Below are 22,387 nucleotides of genomic sequence, written 5' to 3' on the forward strand. Positions count from 1 at the left end.
ATATAAATATTTATTTTACAACAAAAATCATTACATATTATCTATTTCCGTGAATAAACTAAACATCGGCAACAGAATCGATAGCACTATCGTCCCTACCAAACCCGCTAGCATGACGATCATAAGCGGTTCGATCAATGCTTTTAGACGATCTGTAGAGGCGTCGACTTCCTTTTCATAGAAATCCGCGACTTTTCCGAGCATCGCATCAAGCGATCCGGTCTGTTCTCCGATTGCAATCATATGCGGAATTAACGGTGGAAACGCCCAATGGCCCGCCATCGGCTCTGTCAAAGAACCGCCTCGTTCCAATGATTGTCTTGATTCGCCAACAACGCGAGAAATGACTTGGTTTTCAACAATCTTTTCCGTCATTGACAACGCCTGCAAAATCGGGACGGAACTCGCAAATAAGGAACTAAGCGTTCTCGTCAATGTGGCTAGCGATGATTTCTTCATAAGATCGCCGAAGATTGGAAGCCGTAACAGGAAGGAGTCCAACAAATACTTCCCTTCCTTGCTGGTTCGCATCATGAATATGCCAACAACTACTGCAGCTCCAGCTAGTAGGACGAGATACCAATAAGCGACCATGAAATTACTTGCCTTCAAAACGAATTTTGTCAGCAATGGAAGTTCGCCACCGACACTTGCGAAAAGATCGACGAACATTGGGACGACGAAAGACAACAAGAAAATGACGACGCCGATTGCAACGATCCCAACAACAATCGGATAAGACATTGCAGATATGACTTTCTGCTTTGTCATATGCGCTTTTTCATAATGCTCCGCAAGCCTGTCCAGCGAATCATCGACTGTACCTGACATTTCCCCCGCTTTGATCATGTTAATGACTAATGGCTCAAACGCTTTCGGGTGCTTCATTAACGCATCGGATAACGAACCGCCTCCCCGCAGATCATCCCCGACAGAAACTAAAATCTTTTGGAAGGGCTTCGATTCGACTTGCAAAGAAAGAATGCGAATCGACTCCACAATTGTGACTCCTGCACGGAGTAATGTTGAAAATTGTCGGAGGAACATGATGAATTGGGTACGTTTGATCGGTTTTCCTAGATGGATCTCTTTCGTTAAAACCGTTTCAGCCTGCTCGGTTAGATTCGTTACCCGAATTCCTTGGTTCTTCAATTTCAATGCAGCTTCCCGTTTATTCGCAGCAACAATAACGCCTGATCTTTTCGAATTTGCATCGCGGCCGTCATATTTGAACCGAGCCATCAATCATCACCTTCAATATACGGCACTGCCACTTCATATGAAATGAGCCCGCGGTCAAGAAGCTGCCTGACTGACGTGTCCATCATATGCATTCCCATAGACCGGTTTGTTTGAATGACATTCGGGATTTGATGGACTTTTTCAGAACGGATCAAATTAGAGATCGCGGAATTGTTGATCATCAATTCCGTTGCGACTCTCCTCCCTTTCCGGTCGACTGTCTGAAATAGACGCTGCGACAACACAGCTGTTAAAACACCAGCCAACTGAACACGGATCTGGGATTGCTGTCCATGCGGAAAGACGTCTATGATTCTGTCAATCGTTGAAGCAGCACTCCAAGTATGAAGCGTCGCCAGAACAAGATGCCCTGTTTCAGCCGCAGTGATGGCTGTGGAAATCGTCTCAAGATCCCGCATCTCTCCTACGAGGATTACATCAGGATCCTGCCGTAAGGACGCACGCAACCCATCAGCAAAAGTGCTTGTGTCAAAGCCGACTTCCCGTTGATCGATGATGGAAGATTGATGCGAATGAACATACTCAATCGGATCTTCGAGAGTAATAATATGTTTGCGGGACGTTTCATTCAAATAACGGATCATCGCTGCAAGTGTCGTCGATTTCCCTGAACCTGTAGGGCCGGTAACCAAAATGAGACCTTGAGGAGTTTCAGCCAGTGACTTAAGTATCCCGGGAACTTGCAATTCATCGATTGATGGAATTATTGTCGGGATTGTCCGAAAGGCCAGCGAAATTGAACCTCGCTGTTGAAATGCATTGACCCGGAAACGAGCGATTCCCTTCAAATCATAGGAATAGTCGATTTGGCCCTTCTCAAGAAATTCCCCAACTATTTTTTCCGGGATAGTCGACTTAGCAGCTGCCTCAGTAAAAGCATCATCTATAGACACTTCTCCGTAGCGCTTTAACTCTCCATGGATCCTGAAAACAGGGGGCACGCCGACTGTTAAATGGATGTCGGATGCTTTCAATTCATATGCTTTTTTTAATATTTCATCTATTGTTTCATTCATATATATACCCCTATTCAATAAGTGAAACACGTAATACTTCTTCAGTTGTCGTGATTCCCTGCTTCACTTTGTCCAATCCATCATCAATCAAAAACACAGTGCTGTTCCGCATCGCGATTTCCCTCAACATTGCAGGTGTCCCATGGTTATTGATCACTTCGCGCATTTCATCGTTAATAACTAACACTTCGTGAATGGCGACCCTGCCCCGGTATCCGGTCATATTGCAAGCCGCGCAGCCTGGCCCACGGACAATCGTTTCAATTTCCATGCTCCGTTTTGCAAAAATCTCTTTTTCCCGGTTCGATGCGGGCATTTCCTGTCCGCAATCCCGACAAACCCGACGTATAAGCCGTTGAGCAATGATTGCATTCACGGACGCAGTCACAAGAAACGGCTCGACGCCCATATCGATCAATCGCGTAATGGAGGCGATGGAATCATTCGTATGGATCGTGCTAAGGACAAGATGACCTGTCAATGATGCACGAATTGCAATTTCCACCGTTTCACGGTCGCGGATTTCACCGACCATGACAACATCGGGGTCCTGCCGCAAGATCGATCGAAGACCGTTTGCGAATGTGAGACCAACCGTGGGATTCACTTGGATTTGATTGATGCCTTCGAGTTGGTATTCAACAGGATCTTCAACAGTGATGATATTCACTTCTTCTTTGTTCAATTTATTCAACGCAGCATAAAGAGTGGATGATTTACCCGACCCGGTCGGCCCGGAAATGAGCACGATACCATTCGGGCGTTCAATTTCCTTCAGGAACCGCTCCATATTGACTTGGCTGAAACCCAATTTCTTCAAATCATTCAGCGAGCTGCTCAAATCCAGAATCCGCATAACAACTTTTTCGCCAAATACGGTAGGCAATGTAGAAACCCGCAGATCTATCGGTCGGAAATCGATTGTCGCTTTGATCCGCCCATCTTGCGGCACTCGATGCTCCGTAATATCAAGGCTCGACATGATTTTAATACGGGCAGTGAGCATTGCTTGCATATGCTTCGGCAAATATCGTTCCGTCTTCAGCATTCCATCAATCCGGTATCGGATGACGACTTGATGTTCTTGCGGATCAATATGGATGTCACTCGCCTTCTGCGTAATGGCAGAGGACAATAGCTGATTGACGAGGCGGACGATCGGAGAATCAAGATCGGTCAGCTCATCTTGCTGTTCTCTCGTCTCTTCCGGCTGCTCGATGAAAAAGTCTTCAAGCAATTCATCTTCGTAATACTTTGAGATTGTCCGTAGGATATCATCCTTGGAAGCGATTGCTGTTTCAATATGAAAGCCAGTCGACAAACGCAGATCATCAACAGATATATAATCCATCGGGTCAGACATTGCTACAAATAGCCTATCTCCGTCAGCCTTCAACGGAACAATTAAATTCCGCTTCGCAAACTCTTTCGGAACAACATTGAACAGCTTTGGGTCAAATGGGTATCTGAAAAGATTGACGTGGGGAATCCCTAACTGAAATTCGAGTACTTCAATTAGTTGTTGTTCGGTTATATAACCTCTTTGAAGAAGTGCGTCCCCGAGTTTTTGATCTCTAGGCTTTTCCTCCAATGCAGTTTGAAGCTGGGCGTCAGTAATGAGTCCAGATTCAACAAGCAAATCGCCCAGTCGTTTTCGTGTTATCGCCATTTACATCCCTCTTTCACTTCTCTGCCTTGATCACTTTCCTGATATCGGCAGCCCGCTTTTATCGTAGATGACTTCCTCATCGGCCGATTCGTTGGTGCTGTTTTCATCAACAGTATGGGTTTTATTTGATCCCACTTCTCCTTGAATTGATGGTTCACTATCCGGACTTGTTTGTGTCCCATCATTTTGCGGAAGTTCCGCTTCGTCGTAAGTAGTATTATCTGTCTCTGATGTATTCTCTGCTGCCGAAGTATTCTCTTTAGCCAGTGGATGAATTTCAATTCGATGGATAGGCGCATAGAAGTCTTTTGAAATGTCCTCAGAATGTATAACTTCTCCGTCGACTGACAATGTCCTTGTCACAATCGCTTCTACCCCATCAATGCCGTCCTGTGAAACAACGACTTGTTCATCATCGATAAATGCACTGTATTGCCGGACAGTCCTCGGTTTATATGTGTCTGATTTAGAAACACTAGGTTCATAAGTGTAATAGAACGGCCTGCCTTCAATCGAAACGTGTATCCTGCCAGATGTCCAGGCCGCCCGGATGGTGAAATCTGTTTTGTTCGGGTTCGTAAACTTTAGGTCGAGACCTAATGTCTGGTTCATCGCCGCTTCAAAACCGGGTTGAATAGTTGAAGGGATAACCGAACCGATATTCCGCTCATCGACTTGGAAATTTGTTTGGAGAATTGCGCTATATAAAACGGATGAAAGCAATGTCATTTCCTCATCAGTAAGCGGTCCGATTTCAGGACTTGTCAATACTTCCGACATGGAAAACGATTCAAATGGTCCGATCACTGATTGGTCCAGTGCATGAACCGCTTTTGACAAAGCAGGCGAGATACTGTCAATGCTGTAATCAAATGATGCTAGTACCTCATTTTGTATTTCATCGACTCCAAGATAATCCGTTATATGGACATATCTAGGCATGATGCCTGTTTGCAGTTCTTCTTCAATACCTATCGAAATCGAATTAATTGCGCTCTCCGAGAAATTATTCTTAGGAAGCTCCTGGCTGAGTACGGTTTGCAAACCTTCAGGAGAAACAATTGCAATAATCGGATTGTCCTCTCCGGAATTCGCGTTTGCAAGTGTCATGTCAATATCGAATGTGATTGTTTCAGGGGGAAGTGCGAATTGGGTGTCCTGGTAGACTAGATTCACATCCATTTTCGTTTGAAGTTCTGATAGATTTGATGCTAATTTCGATCTTGCTTGTTTCGTTTTACTATTAGAAATGTTGAAAGGGCCGACGTAGGTATGGTCTGCAAATTGCTTGCCAAATCGAAAGTCTGAAGCCAAAGCAACACTTGACATTAAAATTAAAACAATCATGGACGAAATACTTATCGTTACTATATTTTTGTTCATTAGGAACACCATCCTCCATCGTCCACCCGCGTATTTCTTATTAGAACACAAGATTATTCATAGCTTACATCTTCTAGAGTAGGTTTTGGCCAAACCAGCTTATTATTGCTTCCTAACTTACATTTCTCCCAGAGTTCATTTACACTGTTTACTTTTATCAATTCACCAGCACCTTTTTTACCTTTGGAGAAATCGCCCATATACACTACTTTACTGCCCATTCCAATTGTCAAGTTCTTACCGACAGAAAGTGAACCTACGCAAACTAATGAATTTCCGCTAACCGTCAACTGACCCTTAAAATCCGCATTCCCTAAAGCTAATATAGTTGACTCTTGTACTACTTTAACATTGCTGTTAATGATTAAATTTTTATACAAGTTTAATGTTGATTTCTCGATATCATTCATATTGGCAACCTCAAATGTTTCTTTGCTAAAAAAAACTGAGTTATATACTTGAAAGTTTCCGTTGGTAACCTTAAATCCATTCGGAAAATAGACTTTTGAATTCTTCACATTTTTATACCCGCCATACTGTGACCCTTTACAAGTCTTGGAGTCCAACTTATCTCCTGGACAAGCGGGTGCAGTTATATTATCGGGATAAATCTTTAATAGATTAGAAGGAGAAACCAAAGTCCCGCCCGAATTGGAAGTCGTGCTGTAATCAGGTATCAAAAAGGATTGTTTAAAATTAATTCTCTTAGTTAATACTTTCGATTCTTTATTATCTCTTTTCCCTTCAATAGTACCGCTGAAAATGATTTCCCTCGGATTTACACTACCTGAAAAAGAATATGTGATAAGTTTATAATTATATGGCTTCGTAAATTCTACATAGTCAGTAATATATTTTTCTTGTCCAATTCTAGTTTTCAAATACCCATCTAGCTTATCTCTGACTTCCTTATGAATTGCGGCATAATTCATTTTCTCATTCTTTTTTTCATTAGCTAAAATATCAAGCTCTTCTGTTCTCTCGAAATATTCGTTGATTAACAATTGTTTTGTATAATCTACTCCCGCCTCAGCCGTCATAACCGTAAGATGGGACTCATCAATACGATGTTCTTGCATTGCATTACTAATTGAACCACGCATAAAAATGGCGGAAATACTTAAAATGAATACAATCATAAAGAGAACAATTAAAAGGGCATATCCTTTTTCATTATCTGATTTGCTCATTTTGTACTCCCCCCGGATTCAATGTAATTTATACCTTGAGATAATTGTTGTAATTTCTACTTTTAATCTGTCATTTTCCAAATCAGTAATGACTAAAGTAAAGGGAATCGAAGCATCTTTCTTTTTCGCATCTATTTTATCTTTAATGTAAGTGGTCCCATTGAAATTATATCCCCTGCTAATCGCTCGATCACTTATCGGCCCGTCACAATTCACCAAGGTAATTTCACCTTCACTGACGTTCAGCTCATATTGGTTGCATTGCCGATGAATCCTTTGTACTTCAGTTATGATATAGTTTGCTTCTTCTTGCAAACGAAGCTTTTTTGTCTCGGTAACATTGTATTTAATTGCAGTCATTACGGTTGTCCAAATTAAAAGAATCACCAGGGAAGTCAAGACAAGAACTGCAAGGACTTCCACTAATGTCATGCCGTTCTGTTTTTTCAGCACCCTGCTTCCTCCCCTTTACTTCAGAACCTCAATGTAACCAAATGTCTTACTTTTCACTTTGTTATTATTAATAATAAGAATCTCAACGAAATGGAGATTACTCTGTTCGATTTTAGTTCCGGCTTCCAACGAAGGTGCTTGTTGGATTCTGTATTCTATTTTTTCATTTACAGTTTTCCCAACCATTGTTTTGATCCACATACCATTACTCTCTGTATAACCATTACCTTCAAATTCATCAAGAGTATAAAGGGTTTTGAACTCATGCAATAAATTCCTTGCTTCATTCATTGTTTCGAGTTTCGTTCCAGTCTTCTCATTAAAATTAGTCATCTGCGGAAAAATCGTCATGAAACCAACAAAGACGATGCCCAATATGACAAGCGCAGCCAGGATTTCGACAAGGGTCATCCCTTTTTCATTTACCTTATGGCTTCTCATTGGATATCGCCTACCTTTTTATGGTTCTCTGACTTACAGCATACAAAATATGTCGAAACTTATCAACTAGTCAATGAAAATAGTAAAAAATCATAGAAAAAGACCGGCATGCACCGGTCCTCAACTTACTACATTCTCTTTTTCTTCTATATAAATCCCTACCCGGTTGCGCCCGGCCTGCTTTCCGCCGATATAAAGCGCCCTATCCGCATTTCGCAGCAATTCCTTTCCATCTTTTGCGTCCATCGGCATCGTAGCGACTCCGACGCTCACTGTCATGTTGACGATGGTCGGTTCACGGTCCTCGGATAAATCCGGGATAATTTTGAAATTGGTCTCTTCCACTTCTTTTCGAATCATTTCAGCAAGACCTACGGCTTCGTCTTTTTCATAATCCGGCAATATCATTACGAACTCTTCTCCGCCATATCTGGCTAATGTCATTTCGGATGTTTGGTAGCTTCTTAAGAGTGCCGCAAATGTGCAAAGCAGATCATTTCCGCTTTGGTGGCCGTACGTGTCGTTGATGGACTTGAAGTGATCGATGTCGAGAATGATTGTGGACAAGGTGGCAATTTCATCAGTGTGGTAACGGATTACTTCCTCATCCAGCTTTGATTCTAAATACCGGAAATTGTAGAGGCCGGTCAATCCGCATCTTACGCTCTGTTCCACCGTCCGCTCATAATATCTTGCTTTTTCTACAGCGGTAGCAAAATATCCGGTTAGGAGATCCACTATTTTCACATGCATTTCTTCAAATGCATACCGTTGATTGGACGTCAGGATCAGGAAGGCTTCCGTCTTCTGATTCCTCTTAATCGGGGCTGTCATAACACATTCGACGGATGGGTCAAATGTATACCCTATGAACGAGCCTAGACTCTTTTTATTCAGAAACAGCTTGGTCACTTCCACGTCCAAGCCATCACCTTCGGACTTCTTTTGTGGATATGAAAATTTATTCGTCTCACCGCTCTGGATTTCGCCTTCTTTATGCGCTAGCATTACGAGGTTTTCACCCATTCTTAAATCAACGACATAGGCGCTCTCGTACGGGATTACATCTTTAATTTTATCAATGAATGTGTGGAATACATCCTCTACGCGTAATCTATCCGCCAGCTGATGGCCGATTACCGTGGATGAGGATAAGACTTCATTCAACTTGTTTGACTTCATATAGTTGCTTGCCACGAGCAGGACAATTAAAAATGGAACGCCTATCAGCAAAAATGCTTTACTACCAAATTGCTGCATGAGAAGACAGAAGGTAATAGCAAACGGCAATAAAAGGATCGTTGAAACATAATCCCACCAGATGACCTTTTTCATCACGGATGTGCCAGCTTTCACCCATTTGAAAATAACAAAAAGGACGGCACTATTAAGCAATGAATAGATGGTGGCAAATATGAAGCCTGCAAGTAAAAATGAACCTAGCGACATTTGCTCAAGCGAACCGCCTAAGGCATAAAAGATTGCCGCGCTTATTAGCGATACAATGACAGCTTCGATGGAATTCACCGCGAATCTGAACGCTTTCGGCGTCGATGATTTATGGCTAAAAAGCAGGAATAAGGTAGCGATTTGCATAAAAATCATTTCAGCAACAATGCCGTATTGGAAAAACAACGAGAAAATGACCCATCTTTCCAATGTGATACTAAAATTGTCCATAGAAATCGTTGTCATCAATGTAGCAAGGAGGATGGCCATATAAATGGCCAGGTTCATATAATTGTATGGAGCCGACGGGTAATAATTGAGGGCTATGTAAAACGTCATAGGAACAATAAGGAGCCACAGAATATAGATCGTTCTTTTTTGGTGAGCTGTCACTATCAATTCCTATCCCCTCCTCTGTTATTTTACGTATTCAGCCACACGGTCTCTTCCCGCTTGCTTCGCACCGATGTATAAAGCTCGATCTGCATTGCGCAATAAATTCATCGCTTCATCCGTATCTGTTGGTGCATTCGCGACTCCGACACTGGATGTGATGGTCACTTTCACCGGATACTTGTCCTCGCCCAAATCGGGAATGATTGTAAACACATGCTGTCTGATGAGCAATCGTAAACGTTCAGCAAAATCGACTGCTTCCACTTTGGAGAAGTCCGGCAATAAATAGACAAACTCCTCACCTCCGTACCTTCCGATCGTCCCATGGTCCGGCAGTGCTTTCTCTAGAATTCTAGCCAGACCATACAGGATATCGTTTCCGCTCTGGTGGCCGAAAGTATCATTCACTTTTTTAAAATGATCGATATCCAGCATGACGACAGATAAGTCCTCGATATCCCCCATGCTCATCCGATTCATTTCAAAGTGAAGCCTTTCTTCCAAATACCGATAGTTATATAGTTTCGTCAATGCGCATCTTTCACTCCGCTGCAATGCCTCTTGCACATATCTCGCCTTTTCGAGAGCCACTATATAATACGACCCGAGCAAGTCTAAAATCTTCAATTGATGATCACCGAATGCGCCTTTCCGATTGGAACCTAATAGAAGAATCCCTTTCGTTTCATTGTTATGGACCAATGGGATGCAAAGGACGCTTTCCATGTCATCAGGAGCCGATACCGTTGCGTGTTGTTCCCAGTCTTTACGCTTCGAGTAGATGACTGCCTCCTTTGTCTCCAATATCTTCCCTGCAATCCCTTCTCCGATCCGGATCGTTTGGTATGAACTGTCTACAAAACGCTTTTTCTCATACCATTTTTCCAGCTCCAGCCATTGATCATGATTCGTGAAGAGAAAGACATAATCGGCCCTGAATAACTCACTCGTATTCTTGATGAATTGGGTTGTAACTGATTCTTCATCCGTCATGACGGAAAGGTCGCTTCCAATTTTACCTGCTGTTTTTATATACTCATTGATACTTTCAAATCGGCTATGAAGACGAATAATAGCAATTGTCATAAAATAAGGAAATCCTAAAAGTAAGAAAGAAGCGATACCGACCATATTAAGTGTCAAATAGAAAGTTAGAGCCAGGGGCAAAATGATAATAAGTGTGGCGTACTCGAAAATAACGTCTTTCATTGTGTACGTCCTTTTCGCTGCTCTTGCTTCGAAATATATATTTAATAAGCCGAAATTCGCAGTCGTATGCACCAACCTATATACAGCAACACCAATTAGAAGCGGCCAGAAGTCCAGTGAGCCGGGTTGCACGCCGACAACATAGAAGGCGGCAGCAGCTACAAGGGATAAAATGAACATCATTATGGAGTTCAGGAAAAAACGGTGTGATTGCTTTTGATATCTCTTAGACACAAAAAGTGTAGCAATAATAGAAATCTGCATAACAATCATTTCAATGGCGATTCCGTACATGAGGAAAGCAGGCAATGTAGCCCACATGACTAACGTGATCGGTTTTCCATCCCGCTTAATTGGGAAAAGTGCAGTCAGCACTCCAAATAGAATAAAGAGCATCAAGTAGACCATGTTAATGGTTTCAGGCATTTGAGTAATTAGAAAATAACTGATTCCTGGGGGCACGATGAGCAACCAAATAGTAAACAAGCTGATAGTAGACCACTTTTTTTCAGACACCCTTCTTGCCCCCTTTTAAAAATCTACATGTACTATATACGAAATGAGTTCGAGTTGTCCAAATAAATGCAAGCTTTTCCCGAAATGTTACTAGTTCAAAAGACCGCTGATTAAATACAGCGAGCCTGCGACTATTAGCTTCCTATTATTTCTCTTAGTTAGTATTATAGTATCATCTAATTGTTTTGTCACCCTTTTTCTATTATACTGACAACTGGACATTAATTCTTCCGCTGTGGCGGCTTGTGGATGCGGAAAAGTGATGAAAGTGAAGGAAGCGGCGACGGGTATCAATTCCTCCAGCGTTTTTTTAATGTCTTTCGTTTTTAGCATGCCGATGACGAAGTCGACTTTTTCACCGGGGAATTCGGACTTGATCGTCTCAGCAAGCATTTTAGCGGCTGCCGGGTTATGCGCACCGTCGATAAAGACACCATCATCGATTTCCTGAAATCGGTAAGGCAATGACGCACTGGCGACACCTTTTGCAACTGATTTTTCACTTAAAGATATCTTCGCTTGCAGCAATGCTTCAATTGCTATTGCCGCGTTTACAGCTTGATGAGGGCCTTTCATCCTCCGTTCCTTAATTGACACACGGAATGATCCTCCAATGAACTCGCCTTGTAACTGGTTGAAGTCCTCCCCGTAGATTAGCAATTCGCTTTTCGTCTCCAGGACTTTCGACCGAATCACTTCCATTGCCTCATTTGGCATCGATCCGACAACTACCGGCGTATCCTCTTTAATGATCCCCGCCTTATGACCTGCAACTTCCTCAATCGTCTCTCCGAGAAATCCAACGTGATCCAATGCGATCGAAGGTATGACGGAAACGAGCGGGAAAACGACATTCGTACTGTCCAAACTGCCTCCCATTCCGCATTCAAGCAGGACAAAATCCGGCGCTACCCGTTCAAATGTGAGGAAGGCCGCAACGGTCAGCAATTCAAAATCCGTCAACATGCCGCTGAGCCCGGCTCTCTTCATCACCATAAACGTCTTGTCCATTTCATCCGGGGTGATCGGCTTGCCGTTAGTACGGATTTGGTCATGCACATCTACCAACGCCGGAGATGAAAAGACGCCTGTCGAAAATTCATGCTCTTTCAATATGGATTCCATGAAAGCGATGGTGGAACCTTTGCCGTTCGTACCCGCCACATGAATGATCCGCAACCCCTTTTCCGGATTCCCTACTTTCCGGAGGGCAGCGCGGATGCTAGCGAGCCCCGGCTTTATTTCATCGTCACTTGCTATAGAAAACCGCTCTTTATATTCATCTAATTTAGGAATCAAAACACTCGCCCCTTATGGTAAAATCAGCATAGGATTAGTATATCATGGCCGGAGGGAACGAAATGAAAAAATGTTGGGTCATCTATAATGGAAGTTTGACGAGCAATAAATTCCGAGATCAGGCGGAGCTATTAAGAGACGCCGCTATTCGGGCAGGTGTCGAGGGAACACTCAAGAAAAATTATGAAGTGCAGATGGCCTTGAATGAACAGCTAGAAGAGCGTCCTGACTTTGTCGTCTTCCTGGACAAGGATATCCTGCTTGCGACTTTTTTGAAAAATGCAGGCATTCCCGTCTTCAATGACCCCGAAGTGATCGAGACTTGTGATAATAAAGCGAAACAATACATACAACTTGCAAAGAGCAATATTGCGATGCCGGAAACGATCATCGCACCGAAAGTGTATCCGAATTTCACGATTGAAGGATCGGGTTATTATGAAAAGGTGCTTGAAAAACTGGGGTTGCCGATGATTATTAAAGAAGGCCATGGCTCTTTCGGGATGAAAGTGTATTTAATTGAAACGGAAGACGATTTCTTTGCGAAAGTGGATGAATTGCGAGGCGTCGATTACGTGTTCCAGCAGTTTATTGCAACGAGCAGAGGACGTGATATCCGTGTGAATATCGTTGGCGGTGAAGTTGTAGCAGCAATGCATCGTTTTTCCGAGACGGATTTCCGGGCAAATATTACGAACGGAGGCGTGGCTAGTGTCATTGAATTGAGTAAGGAGCAAGAGGAATTGGCGATTCGGGCAGCCGAAGCGGTCAGTGCCGAGTTTGCAGGTGTGGATCTCTTGTTCGGCGAAAATGAAGCGCCTCTCGTCTGTGAAGTGAATGCAGCGGCTCATATCCGTAATATTTATAATGTGACGGGTATAAACGTTGCAGACAGGATGATCAGCTATATATTAGGTAAATTGAGTTGAAGGGGCATCTTTATTATTCTTCAACTGAGGCGGAACGTAATCGGGGATTTATCAATGATTTGATGAAGCATGCAGCCGCAACGGATAGTTCGTTGACGCTGCTTGTTGACGAGGAAGAACCTTTGGAAGACGCGGATTTCATTTTATTCCGCGATCGCAATCCATTGCTTGCGAAAAGGTGGGAATCAGCGGGATTCAGGGTGATCAACCGGTCAGAAGTGAACAGGATTGCCAATGATAAATTGAAGACATTCGAGCTCGCCGCTCTGTTAGGCGTTTCAGTCATTCCTACGACAAAGGCCAGGTCAATACAGGATCTTCCTCCCCTACCAGCTGTATTGAAAACAACTGACGGACATGGCGGAAGTGAAGTATTCCTATGTCAAACGGAGGATGAAGCAAAGGAGGTTTTCTCACGGTTTGAAGGCAGAGTATTGATTGCCCAGCCGTACATCGAGTCCGAAGCAACAGACATCCGAGTTTTCATGCTCGGAGAGGAAGTGCTGGGTGCAGTTAAACGGACTGGAAGCGATTCCTTCAAATCGAATTATACGCTTGGCGGTTCAGTGAAAAAGTATTCACTTTCGCCTTGGCAGGAAATTGAGGTCCGTAAAATCGCAAAAGCATTGAAAAGCGATTATATTGGCATTGATTTTCTTTTATTGCCGAATGGAGAATGGCTGTTGAATGAAATTGAAGACCCGGTCGGCGCCCGATCACTTTATGCGACGCATGATTTTTCGGTTGCTGAGAAATTGATGGCGTATATATTGAAGAAAGTAGACGGTTTATGAGCGATTTTTCACGTTTATGCGCTTGTGGGCGAATTTATGAGCCCTTAACGAAATTTATGAGCGTCTGCGTGATTTTATGAGCGCTTAATAGGATTTATGAGCGTTTAAGAAGATTTATGAGCGTCTACTCGAGTTTATGAGCGCTCCCAATTTAATTAACACAAAAAGAGTTGGTCAACTCCACTTTCTGGAGGACCAACTCTTTTCATCTTGCAATTAAATCTCTTTCAATTCTTCAATCCGGCGTTCGACTGCGGATTTCTTCTCCAAGTAATCCTTCTCTTTAGCCCGTTCTTCTTCTACTACTGCTTCAGGCGCTTTCGAGATGAATCGCTCGTTGGAAAGTTTTCCTTGGACGCGTTTCACTTCGCCTTCCCATTTCGCCAATTCTTTTTTCAATCGCTCGATCTCTTCGTCGATATTGAGCAATCCTTCAAGCGGAAGGAATAGTTCTGCTCCTGTAATGACCGCTGACATCGATTTGCCCGGCGCCGAAATGCCGACTCCGATTTCAAGTGTTTCCGGATTACAGAAGCGTTCGATATAGCTGCGATTCGCTTCAAGAACGGAAACAGTCGCTTCGTCTTTCGCTGCTATATAAAGCGGCACTTTTTTGCTCATCGGCGTATTCACTTCAGCACGGATATTGCGGACTGCGTGAATGAGGTCGACGAGCAACTTCATATCAGACGCTTTTTCCTTATCCGTCAATGCAGGGTCAGCTACCGGCCAAGCTGCGACCGTAATCGACTCCCCTTCGTGCGGAAGGTTCTGCCAGATTTCCTCAGTGATGAACGGCATCAATGGATGCAAGAGGCGCATCGTGTTGTCAAGAACGTAAGCGAGAACCGAACGTGTCGTTTTCTTCGCCGCTTCATCTTCTCCGTACAACGGCAATTTCGCCATTTCGATATACCAGTCGCAGAAGTCATCCCAGATGAAGTTGTAGAGCGCTCGGCCGACTTCACCGAATTCATATCTCTCTGCAAGCTTCGTCACTTGTTCAATCGTTTCATTCAACCGTGTAAGAATCCAAGCATCCGCAACGGATTTTTCACCCGTGAGATCGATTTCATCATACGTCATGCCATCCATATTCATTAAAGCGAATCGGGAGGCATTCCAGATTTTATTCGCAAAGTTCCAGATCGCTTCAACTTTTTCCGTGGAGTAACGAAGATCCTGACCTGGCGAGGAACCAGTAGATAAGAAATAGCGCAATGCATCTGCCCCGTATTTGTCGATCACTTCCATAGGGTCGATTCCGTTGCCTAGGGATTTCGACATTTTGCGGCCATCCTCCGCTCGGACTAGACCATGGATAAGCACATCTTTAAATGGCCGCTGATCCGTGAATTCGATTCCTTGGAAAATCATCCGGGATACCCAGAAGAAAATAATGTCGTAACCAGTTACGAGCGCATCCGTCGGATAGTAGCGTTTGAACTCTTCATTATCGAGATCAGGCCAGCCCATCGTTGAGAACGGCCATAATGCAGAGGAGAACCATGTATCGAGGACATCTTCCTCTTGGTTCCAGTTTTCGATGTCTTGAGGCGCTTCATGGCCGACAAAGATTTCGCCCGTCTCTTTATGGTACCAGGCTGGAATACGGTGCCCCCACCAGAGCTGGCGTGAAATGCACCAGTCATGGATATTTTCCATCCAGTTCAAATACGTCTTTTCAAACCGTTCCGGAACGAAGTTGACTTTTCCTTCGGTTTGCTGAAGTTTAATCGCTTCTTCTGCAAGCGGCGCCATTTTAACGAACCATTGCGTTGACAAATACGGTTCGACAACCGCCCCGCTGCGCTCTGAATGACCTACGGAGTGCAAGTGGTCCTCGATTTTGAATAAAATACCAAGTTCCTGCAAATCCTTGACGATTGCTTTCCGGCATTCGAAGCGGTCCATCCCTTCGTACTTACCTGCCAGTTGGTTCATGCTGCCGTCTTCATTCATGACAAGCACGCGAGGCAAGTCGTGGCGATTCCCGATTTCAAAGTCATTCGGATCATGCGCCGGAGTGATCTTCACCGCACCGCTACCGAATTCCATATCGACATAATCATCTGCGATAATCGGAATTTCTCGTCCGACAATCGGCAACTTCACTGTTTTTCCGATTAGATGCTTGTAGCGTTCGTCTTCAGGGTGAACGGCTACAGCAGTGTCGCCCAGCATCGTTTCAGGACGTGTCGTAGCAATTTCGATGCTGCCCGTTCCGTCTGCCAGTGGATAGCGCATATGATAGAATGCACCCTGAACATCCTTATGGATTACTTCAATGTCCGAAAGCGCCGTTTTCGTTGCCGGATCCCAGTTGATAATATATTCGCCGCGGTAAATATAGCCTTTTTCATAGAGCTTGACGAATACTTCACGAACCGCTTTAGACAGTCCTTCATCCAATGTAAATCGTTCCCTGGAATAATCGAGTGCTAGACCTAGCTTCGCCCATTGCGCACGAATATGGCCAGCGTATTCTTCTTTCCACTTCCACGTTTCCTGAAGGAATTTTTCACGGCCAAGATCATAGCGGGACTTTCCTTCTTCCCGAAGCTTCTCTTCAACTCTCGCCTGCGTCGCAATGCCTGCATGGTCCATCCCTGGCAGCCACAAAGCGTCAAAGCCTTGCATCCGCTTCATCCGGATAAGAATATCTTGCAGCGTCGTATCCCACGCATGGCCTAAATGGAGCTTGCCTGTTACGTTCGGCGGCGGAATGACGATCGTATACGGCTCTTTCCCGCTTTCCGGCTGTGCTTCGAAGTACTTCCCTTTCAGCCACCATTCATAACGGCCTGCTTCAATCGACTGCGGCTCATACTTTGTAGGCATTGATAAATTCTCTGATGACATTTGAACTCCTCCTCTTTAGTTGCAAAAACAGCTACATGAATAAAAGTGAATACAAAAAAACTCCGTTCGTCAAAAAGGACGAAGGAGTTATCCGTGGTACCACCTTTATTCGCGCAAACTAAAAAGCGTTTGCGCCTCAATAATAAATAACGGTTTCAAACCGGCTTCCGCTACTCGAAATTCACGGAAACTGCTCCCGGGTGACTTTCCGCAAGTTCATTCATAGGCCCTCCCACCGATGGCGCCCTCTCTTGGATAAATGAAAATCGCGTACTCTCCCGATCAATGCATCATTATATAGTTATAACCATTGTATGCGATTGGAAGAGACTACGTCAAGTAAATTAGGAAAGGAAGGTAGTATGAGAAAGGGATATAATCCTTATTTATTGCCCCCGTGGTTACGGAAGACAAGGTTTTATTGCAAAGGCATCATCATCCCGATTGCCATTTTTCAGTTGATCAGGCTTTTGATCGTCCCTACGACCGGTGATTTCCTCTTATTATGCGCTCTCGGAGGATTAGCTTTCCTCCTTTACAAAGATATCATTTGAGCGGAATCTCGTCGTCGTCCACTCATCCGGCAACGTTGCAATGTATGACAGTATATCATCTTGGACACTCCAAATACTGCTGTCATGCGTTGCAGCTGCTTGCGGTTCATGGACAGGCGCCGCAACTATCCGGTTTTGTGAACCTGAAGATTGCCGGGTTTCAGTCGCTTGTGCTGCTTGTGCTTGCTCCTTCACTGCGGCAACGGTCTTTTCTTTTGGCGCATCTTGAACTGCAGCTGTTTCAGACTTCTCTTCAGCGGTTTCAGTTTGCTTTTTCGCTTCTGTATCCACTGTATTTTGACTGACTGGTTCTTTACTGACGGATTCCTGTTTGGCGGGTTCTTTCTCGACAGATTGTTTGGCAGTTCCATTGCCGGCAGTTTCGTTGCTTGCAACTTCCTTGGCAGTTTCCTGCCCATACGTGCAGTTTACATTCCAAGTGACCGTAAAGGAACCTTGTCCGTCAAATTTGGATTTGACGTCTGTCGCTTCGATATGCAACGGGTGGTCTACTTCCGGCGGCAGGTCGATGTAAAGCGGCACAGCGTATTCGAAGTAACCTGTTTCCCCTTCAAGCTCTACATCATCTACGAAGATTGCATCTGTAGGAATCGACTCACTACGCTGCCCCTCTGTGAAGTCGACTTTGGCGGCAATGTGATAGATGCCGGAAAGCCGGACTGCATCTTCGGATCGCTTCTCTGTGAATCCAGCTTTCACTTTAACGAGGCGTGCTTCTTTCGGGACACCGACATTCTCCGGGAAATAAAATACTTCTTCCATATTCCATTGTAACTTTTTCATTCCGTTTTCCCTCCCCTTGTTCCATTCACTTGCCATTATATGCAGCGAACAGGAGTGGTAGAAGAAAGTGAAGCCCGTATTATGGGAAGGCTCCATTATTTGGACAAGGGTTCATTTAACCTGATGCAATAAAAAAGCCGCCCGTTGTCGAGATCCGACAACGGACAGCAAAATTAATTATCGTGCCAACTGGGCGAATACCTTGTGGAATGCTTGGACGGTCTGTTCGATATGCTCTTCCGTATGGGAAGAGGATAGGAACATGCCTTCGAACTGGGATGGCGGCAGGAAGATGCCTTCTTCCGCCATCAAGCGGAAGTATTCCGCGAACAGTTCCAAGTCGGACGTCTTCGCTTGGTCGTAATTGGTCACTTTTTCATTCGTGAAGAAGAAACCGATCATGGAGCCTGCACGGTTTACAGTATGCGGGATATTGTATTTCGTCGCCGCCTCGCGGAATCCGGCTTCCAGCTGATCGCCAAGTTTCTTGAAATAATCATATGAAGCCGGCGTCAATTTTTTCAAGGTCTCGATGCCCGCTGTCATTGCCATCGGATTTCCGGACAATGTGCCCGCTTGGTAGACAGTTCCTGCTGGTGCGACTTTTTCCATAATTTCACGCTTACCGCCATATGCTCCGACAGGAAGTCCTCCGCCGATCACTTTTCCGAGGCAAGTGAGATCCGGAGTAATTCCGAAATAGCCTTGCGCGCAAGTATAATCGACGCGGAAGCCAGTCATCACTTCATCGAAAATGAGCAAAGCGCCGTTCTTTTCAGTGATCTCGCGCAATCCTTCAAGGAAACCTGGCTCCGGCGGGACAACTCCCATATTTCCGGCAACTGGCTCGACAATGACGCCTGCAATGTCATCTCCGAATTGATCGAATGCAGCACGGACGCCATCCATGTCATTGTACGCCACTGTAATCGTGTTCTTAGCGATGCCTTCAGGAACACCCGGACTATCCGGAAGACCAAGTGTAGCGACGCCAGATCCCGCTTTAATAAGCAACGAATCACCGTGGCCATGGTAGCAGCCTTCAAATTTCAGGATCTTGTTGCGTCCAGTAAAGCCGCGAGCCAAACGCAATGCGCTCATTGTCGCTTCTGTTCCCGAGGAAACCATCCGGACAACCTCGATAGACGGGACCCGGTCAATGACGATTTTGGCGAGTTCATTTTCAAGCAAAGTCGGTGCTCCGAAGCTTGTACCTGTTTCGGCCACTTTCTTAATGCCTTCTACGACATCAGGATCGGCATGTCCTAAAATCAACGGTCCCCATGAAAGGACATAGTCGATATATTCATTGCCATCAATATCCTTGATGATCGGTCCCTTTCCGCTTTCCATGAAAATCGGATCCATATTGACCGATTTGAATGCACGGACAGGAGAGTTCACGCCGCCTGGCATCAACTTCACTGCTTCCGCAAATGCTTGCTTTGATTTTTCGTAGCTTTTACCCATTCATTTTCCCTCCAGCCAACGCGCTGCGTCTTTTGCATGGTATGTCATGATGAGATCCGCACCTGCGCGTTTCATACTTGTCAACGTTTCCAATACGATTTCTTTTTCATTGATCCAGCCGTTTTGTGCCGCCGCTTTCACCATCGAATATTCACCGCTCACATTATAAGCGACGACAGGAAGGAGGACATTGTTCTTCACATCGCGCATGATGTCCAAGTACGACAAAGCCGGCTTGACAATGAGGAAATCGGCGCCTTCCATGACATCCGACTCTGCCTCGCGAAGTGCTTCCATCCGATTGGCAGGATCCATTTGATACGTTTTCCGATCGCCGAACTGCGGTGCCGATTCGGCAGCATCGCGGAACGGTCCGTAATACGCGGAAGAATATTTGACCGCGTAGGACATGATCGGAACATTTTCAAAGCCTTCTTCATCAAGCGCTTGTCTTATGGCCACTACAAAGCCGTCCATCATGTTTGATGGTGCGATGATGTCAGCGCCCGCTTTCGCTTGACTGACCGCTGTTTTCGCCAGCAATTCCAGTGAAGGGTCGTTCAATATGTCGGATCCATGGACGACACCGCAATGGCCATGGTCGGTATATTCGCATAAGCAAGTGTCCGCGATGACAACGAGGTCCGGGTACTTCTCTTTGATTAAACGGGTAGCACGCTGGACAATCCCTTCGTCGTCAAAGGCTCCTGTGCCCGTTGCATCTTTCTCTGCAGGAATCCCAAAGAGGATGACGGAAGGGATGCCTAATGAAACGACTTCTTCCACTTCCTCCAACAAACGATCAAGTGACAATTGATAAATGCCCGGCATCGAACTGATTTCATTTTTCACATTTTCCCCTTCAATGATGAAGAGCGGATAAATGAAATCTTCTTTCCGCAGGATTGTTTCCCTTACCATCGAGCGTATTGTCGCCGAGTTGCGTAGACGGCGATTACGTCTGAATTGTAGTTGAGTCATTGGATTTCTTCCTTTCGCCTCGCCAATGCATTGACGAGTTCCTTAAGAGTATAAATTTCAGGCTTTACGTCCACCTCGGCGCCCGCCTCGATCAACGCCTTTTCGGTGACATGTCCGATTGCACCGATTGTATAGCCATCCCAACCGACGGCAGGGATGGCATCTTGCGCAAATACACGGACGGCAGATGGGCTGGCGAATAAAACAGTTGTACTCCCTCCTGTTTTCAGCAGCTCAATAATTGATGATACTGAATCAGGCTGGGGACCCGTTTCATAAATCGTCCATTCCTCCACTTGAAACGGCAGTTCCTCACGGATGAGGCTGCCGGCTAGATTCCCCCTCAGGAACAGGACACGAAGCTTCCGGTCATCCGTTGGTTTGAATTGCTTAACAAACACGTCGGCGCTGAAAACGGACGGGATGAATTCCACAGTGAAACCGATCTTCTCCAACGCTGCAGCGGTCTGTGTACCGACAGCAGCTATTTTAGAAGGGATTTCGAGAGTTGTCATTTTGAAACGTTCCATTTTCATCTGGAATGATCTTACGGCGGTTTGGCTCGTGAATATTAACCAATCAAATTCTGCACAACGCTTCAATTCATTCTCATCGGCGGGATCCACGATTTCATTCACCTGGATGAGCGGCATCGAGTAGGGGATGCCACCGTACTGTTTGACGAGATCAAAAACTTCAAGCGATTTCGGCGTCCCCGTAAAAATGACGGTTTCCCCTTTCAATGGACCTAATTTAGGCATCCATTTCCGCCTTCACTTTCTCGATCACTTCTGAAGCTCCTTCTGCACGTAAAGTGGATGCTACAGATTTGCCGACAGCAACAGGATCAGAGCCGCGTACCGTCTTCTTGAACACCTGCTTCGCGTCCGGGGATGCGACGAATCCTGTAAACTCGATCTCTTTGCCGTCATATTCGGCAATTCCTGCGATCGGCACTTGGCAGGAGCCATCCATTTCTGCAAGGAATGTGCGCTCCGCTTCGACTTCCAGCCACGTCTTCTCATCGGAGACTTTTTTCAGTTCAGCGAGCAGTTCTGCATCATCAGTTCTGCATTCGATTGCAAGCGCTCCTTGGCCGATAGCCGGGATGCAGTCGTCGATTGACATATACTCAGTTACCACATCATCGCTCCAGCCCATCCGCTTCAATCCTGCGGCAGCTAAAAGGATTGCATCGTATTCCCCATCCTGCATCTTCTGCAACCGCGTATCGATATTGCCGCGAATCCATTTAATTTCAATATCAGGACGGAGCATGATCAACTGGGAGCTGCGGCGTAAACTTGAAGTACCAACGACAGCACCGACCGGAAGATCCATGAACTTCACATGCCCTTTGGAGATGAATGCGTCACGGGCATCAACGCGTGGCGGCATACAGCCGATTGTAAGCCCTTCAGGTAAAACTGCCGGCATATCTTTCATGCTATGGACAGCGAAGTCAATTTCCTTATCAAAAAGAGCTTGTTGGATTTCTTTGACGAATAATCCTTTGCCTCCCACCTTCGAAAGCATCACGTCGAGGATTTTGTCACCTTTCGTCACAATTTCCTTTACTTCAAATTCAAAAGGCGCGCCCGCAGCCTTCATTTGGTCGATAAACCAATTCGTCTGTGTTAATGCGAGCTTGCTCCTTCTTGATCCTACAACGATTTTTCTCAATACGATCTTCCTCCCATTTTTATTGC

The 22,387-nt window shown here is 45.0% G+C and carries 18 protein-coding genes and 1 other annotated feature; of the genes, 2 read left to right on the forward strand and 16 right to left on the reverse strand.

Annotated features, from left to right (window positions below; all coding sequences use genetic code 11):
- Positions 1 to 30: 30 nt before the first annotated feature.
- From M3193_RS04975 to M3193_RS05020, 10 genes are all read right to left on the reverse strand, one after another.
- Positions 31 to 1,242, reverse strand: coding sequence for a type II secretion system F family protein (locus tag M3193_RS04975; RefSeq protein ID WP_251624766.1), 1,212 nt, complete (start codon positions 1,240 to 1,242; stop codon positions 31 to 33).
- A complete protein-coding gene (locus tag M3193_RS04980) occupies positions 1,242 to 2,279 on the reverse strand; it encodes a type IV pilus twitching motility protein PilT (RefSeq protein ID WP_251624768.1) in 1,038 nt (345 codons plus the stop codon). Before M3193_RS04980 ends, M3193_RS04975 begins: the two co-directional genes overlap by 1 nt.
- 10 nt (positions 2,280 to 2,289) lie before the next feature.
- Positions 2,290 to 3,948, reverse strand: a complete 1,659-nt coding sequence (locus M3193_RS04985) for a GspE/PulE family protein (protein ID WP_251624770.1) — start codon at positions 3,946 to 3,948, stop codon at positions 2,290 to 2,292.
- Between the two features lie 30 nt (positions 3,949 to 3,978).
- Positions 3,979 to 5,331 carry a VanW family protein gene (locus tag M3193_RS04990; protein ID WP_251624772.1) on the reverse strand — a complete coding sequence of 451 codons (1,353 nt, stop codon included), beginning with the start codon at positions 5,329 to 5,331 and terminating at the stop codon, positions 3,979 to 3,981.
- Between the two features lie 53 nt (positions 5,332 to 5,384).
- Positions 5,385 to 6,521: a hypothetical protein gene (locus M3193_RS04995; RefSeq protein WP_251624774.1), complete on the reverse strand. Its 1,137-nt coding sequence runs from the start codon at positions 6,519 to 6,521 to the stop codon at positions 5,385 to 5,387.
- 18 nt (positions 6,522 to 6,539) lie between these two features.
- A complete protein-coding gene (locus M3193_RS05000; protein ID WP_251624776.1) occupies positions 6,540 to 6,974 on the reverse strand; it encodes a prepilin-type N-terminal cleavage/methylation domain-containing protein in 435 nt (144 codons plus the stop codon).
- A gap of 15 nt (positions 6,975 to 6,989) precedes the next feature.
- Positions 6,990 to 7,415, reverse strand: coding sequence for a PulJ/GspJ family protein (locus tag M3193_RS05005; RefSeq protein WP_251624777.1), 426 nt, complete (start codon positions 7,413 to 7,415; stop codon positions 6,990 to 6,992).
- 120 nt (positions 7,416 to 7,535) lie between these two features.
- Entirely contained in the window at positions 7,536 to 9,257 is a 1,722-nt protein-coding gene (locus tag M3193_RS05010) for a diguanylate cyclase (RefSeq protein ID WP_251627216.1), read from the reverse strand.
- Positions 9,258 to 9,281: 24 nt separating this feature from the next.
- Entirely contained in the window at positions 9,282 to 10,985 is a 1,704-nt protein-coding gene (locus M3193_RS16805) for a sensor domain-containing diguanylate cyclase (protein ID WP_251624779.1), read from the reverse strand.
- 90 nt (positions 10,986 to 11,075) lie between these two features.
- Positions 11,076 to 12,284: a bifunctional folylpolyglutamate synthase/dihydrofolate synthase gene (locus M3193_RS05020; protein ID WP_251624781.1), complete on the reverse strand. Its 1,209-nt coding sequence runs from the start codon at positions 12,282 to 12,284 to the stop codon at positions 11,076 to 11,078.
- A 62-nt stretch (positions 12,285 to 12,346) separates the two neighbouring features.
- Between M3193_RS05020 and M3193_RS05025 the strand changes: the two genes are divergently transcribed.
- Entirely contained in the window at positions 12,347 to 13,213 is an 867-nt protein-coding gene (locus tag M3193_RS05025) for an ATP-grasp domain-containing protein (protein ID WP_251624783.1), read from the forward strand.
- 62 nt (positions 13,214 to 13,275) lie between these two features.
- The gene (locus M3193_RS05030; protein ID WP_251627217.1) at positions 13,276 to 14,007 is read left to right on the forward strand and encodes an ATP-grasp domain-containing protein; all 732 of its coding nucleotides are present in this window, start codon (positions 13,276 to 13,278) and stop codon (positions 14,005 to 14,007) included.
- 216 nt (positions 14,008 to 14,223) lie between these two features.
- Here M3193_RS05030 and M3193_RS05035 read toward each other — a convergent pair whose 3' ends face one another.
- The 6 genes from M3193_RS05035 to hemC form a co-directional block, all read right to left on the reverse strand.
- On the reverse strand, positions 14,224 to 16,869 hold the full coding sequence (locus tag M3193_RS05035; RefSeq protein WP_251624785.1) for a valine--tRNA ligase: 2,646 nt from the start codon (positions 16,867 to 16,869) through the stop codon (positions 14,224 to 14,226).
- A 71-nt stretch (positions 16,870 to 16,940) separates the two neighbouring features.
- Positions 16,941 to 17,164 (reverse strand) — a binding site (T-box leader).
- Positions 17,165 to 17,390: 226 nt separating this feature from the next.
- Positions 17,391 to 18,227, reverse strand: coding sequence for a hypothetical protein (locus M3193_RS05045; protein WP_251624789.1), 837 nt, complete (start codon positions 18,225 to 18,227; stop codon positions 17,391 to 17,393).
- 177 nt (positions 18,228 to 18,404) lie between these two features.
- The gene (gene hemL / locus M3193_RS05050) at positions 18,405 to 19,697 is read right to left on the reverse strand and encodes a glutamate-1-semialdehyde 2,1-aminomutase (protein WP_251624790.1); all 1,293 of its coding nucleotides are present in this window, start codon (positions 19,695 to 19,697) and stop codon (positions 18,405 to 18,407) included.
- The gene (gene hemB / locus M3193_RS05055) at positions 19,698 to 20,678 is read right to left on the reverse strand and encodes a porphobilinogen synthase (RefSeq protein ID WP_251624792.1); all 981 of its coding nucleotides are present in this window, start codon (positions 20,676 to 20,678) and stop codon (positions 19,698 to 19,700) included.
- Positions 20,675 to 21,439, reverse strand: coding sequence for a uroporphyrinogen-III synthase (locus M3193_RS05060; protein WP_251624794.1), 765 nt, complete (start codon positions 21,437 to 21,439; stop codon positions 20,675 to 20,677). The genes hemB and M3193_RS05060 overlap by 4 nt, the downstream gene beginning before the upstream one ends.
- Positions 21,432 to 22,361 carry a hydroxymethylbilane synthase gene (gene hemC, locus M3193_RS05065; RefSeq protein ID WP_251624796.1) on the reverse strand — a complete coding sequence of 310 codons (930 nt, stop codon included), beginning with the start codon at positions 22,359 to 22,361 and terminating at the stop codon, positions 21,432 to 21,434. Before hemC ends, M3193_RS05060 begins: the two co-directional genes overlap by 8 nt.
- Between the last annotated feature and the right edge of the window lie 26 nt (positions 22,362 to 22,387).

This window comes from Sporosarcina luteola, from assembly GCF_023715585.1.
Lineage (GTDB): Bacteria > Bacillota > Bacilli > Bacillales_A > Planococcaceae > Sporosarcina > Sporosarcina luteola_D.

Excerpts from the sequence above, each read along its gene's own strand:
- M3193_RS04990 (WP_251624772.1), bottom strand. The coding sequence starts at position 5,331 with ATGAACAAAAATATAGTAACGATAAGTATTTCGTCCATGATTGTTTTA.
- M3193_RS05030 (WP_251627217.1), top strand. The coding sequence starts at position 13,276 with ATGAAGCATGCAGCCGCAACGGATAGTTCGTTGACGCTGCTTGTTGAC.
- hemB (WP_251624792.1), bottom strand. The coding sequence starts at position 20,678 with ATGACTCAACTACAATTCAGACGTAATCGCCGTCTACGCAACTCGGCG.
- hemL (WP_251624790.1), bottom strand. The coding sequence starts at position 19,697 with ATGGGTAAAAGCTACGAAAAATCAAAGCAAGCATTTGCGGAAGCAGTG.
- M3193_RS05045 (WP_251624789.1), bottom strand. The coding sequence starts at position 18,227 with ATGAAAAAGTTACAATGGAATATGGAAGAAGTATTTTATTTCCCGGAG.
- M3193_RS04995 (WP_251624774.1), bottom strand. The coding sequence starts at position 6,521 with ATGAGCAAATCAGATAATGAAAAAGGATATGCCCTTTTAATTGTTCTC.
- M3193_RS05005 (WP_251624777.1), bottom strand. The coding sequence starts at position 7,415 with ATGAGAAGCCATAAGGTAAATGAAAAAGGGATGACCCTTGTCGAAATC.
- M3193_RS05035 (WP_251624785.1), bottom strand. The coding sequence starts at position 16,869 with ATGTCATCAGAGAATTTATCAATGCCTACAAAGTATGAGCCGCAGTCG.
- M3193_RS04980 (WP_251624768.1), bottom strand. The coding sequence starts at position 2,279 with ATGAATGAAACAATAGATGAAATATTAAAAAAAGCATATGAATTGAAA.
- M3193_RS04975 (WP_251624766.1), bottom strand. The coding sequence starts at position 1,242 with ATGGCTCGGTTCAAATATGACGGCCGCGATGCAAATTCGAAAAGATCA.
- M3193_RS05025 (WP_251624783.1), top strand. The coding sequence starts at position 12,347 with ATGAAAAAATGTTGGGTCATCTATAATGGAAGTTTGACGAGCAATAAA.
- M3193_RS04985 (WP_251624770.1), bottom strand. The coding sequence starts at position 3,948 with ATGGCGATAACACGAAAACGACTGGGCGATTTGCTTGTTGAATCTGGA.
- M3193_RS05060 (WP_251624794.1), bottom strand. The coding sequence starts at position 21,439 with ATGCCTAAATTAGGTCCATTGAAAGGGGAAACCGTCATTTTTACGGGG.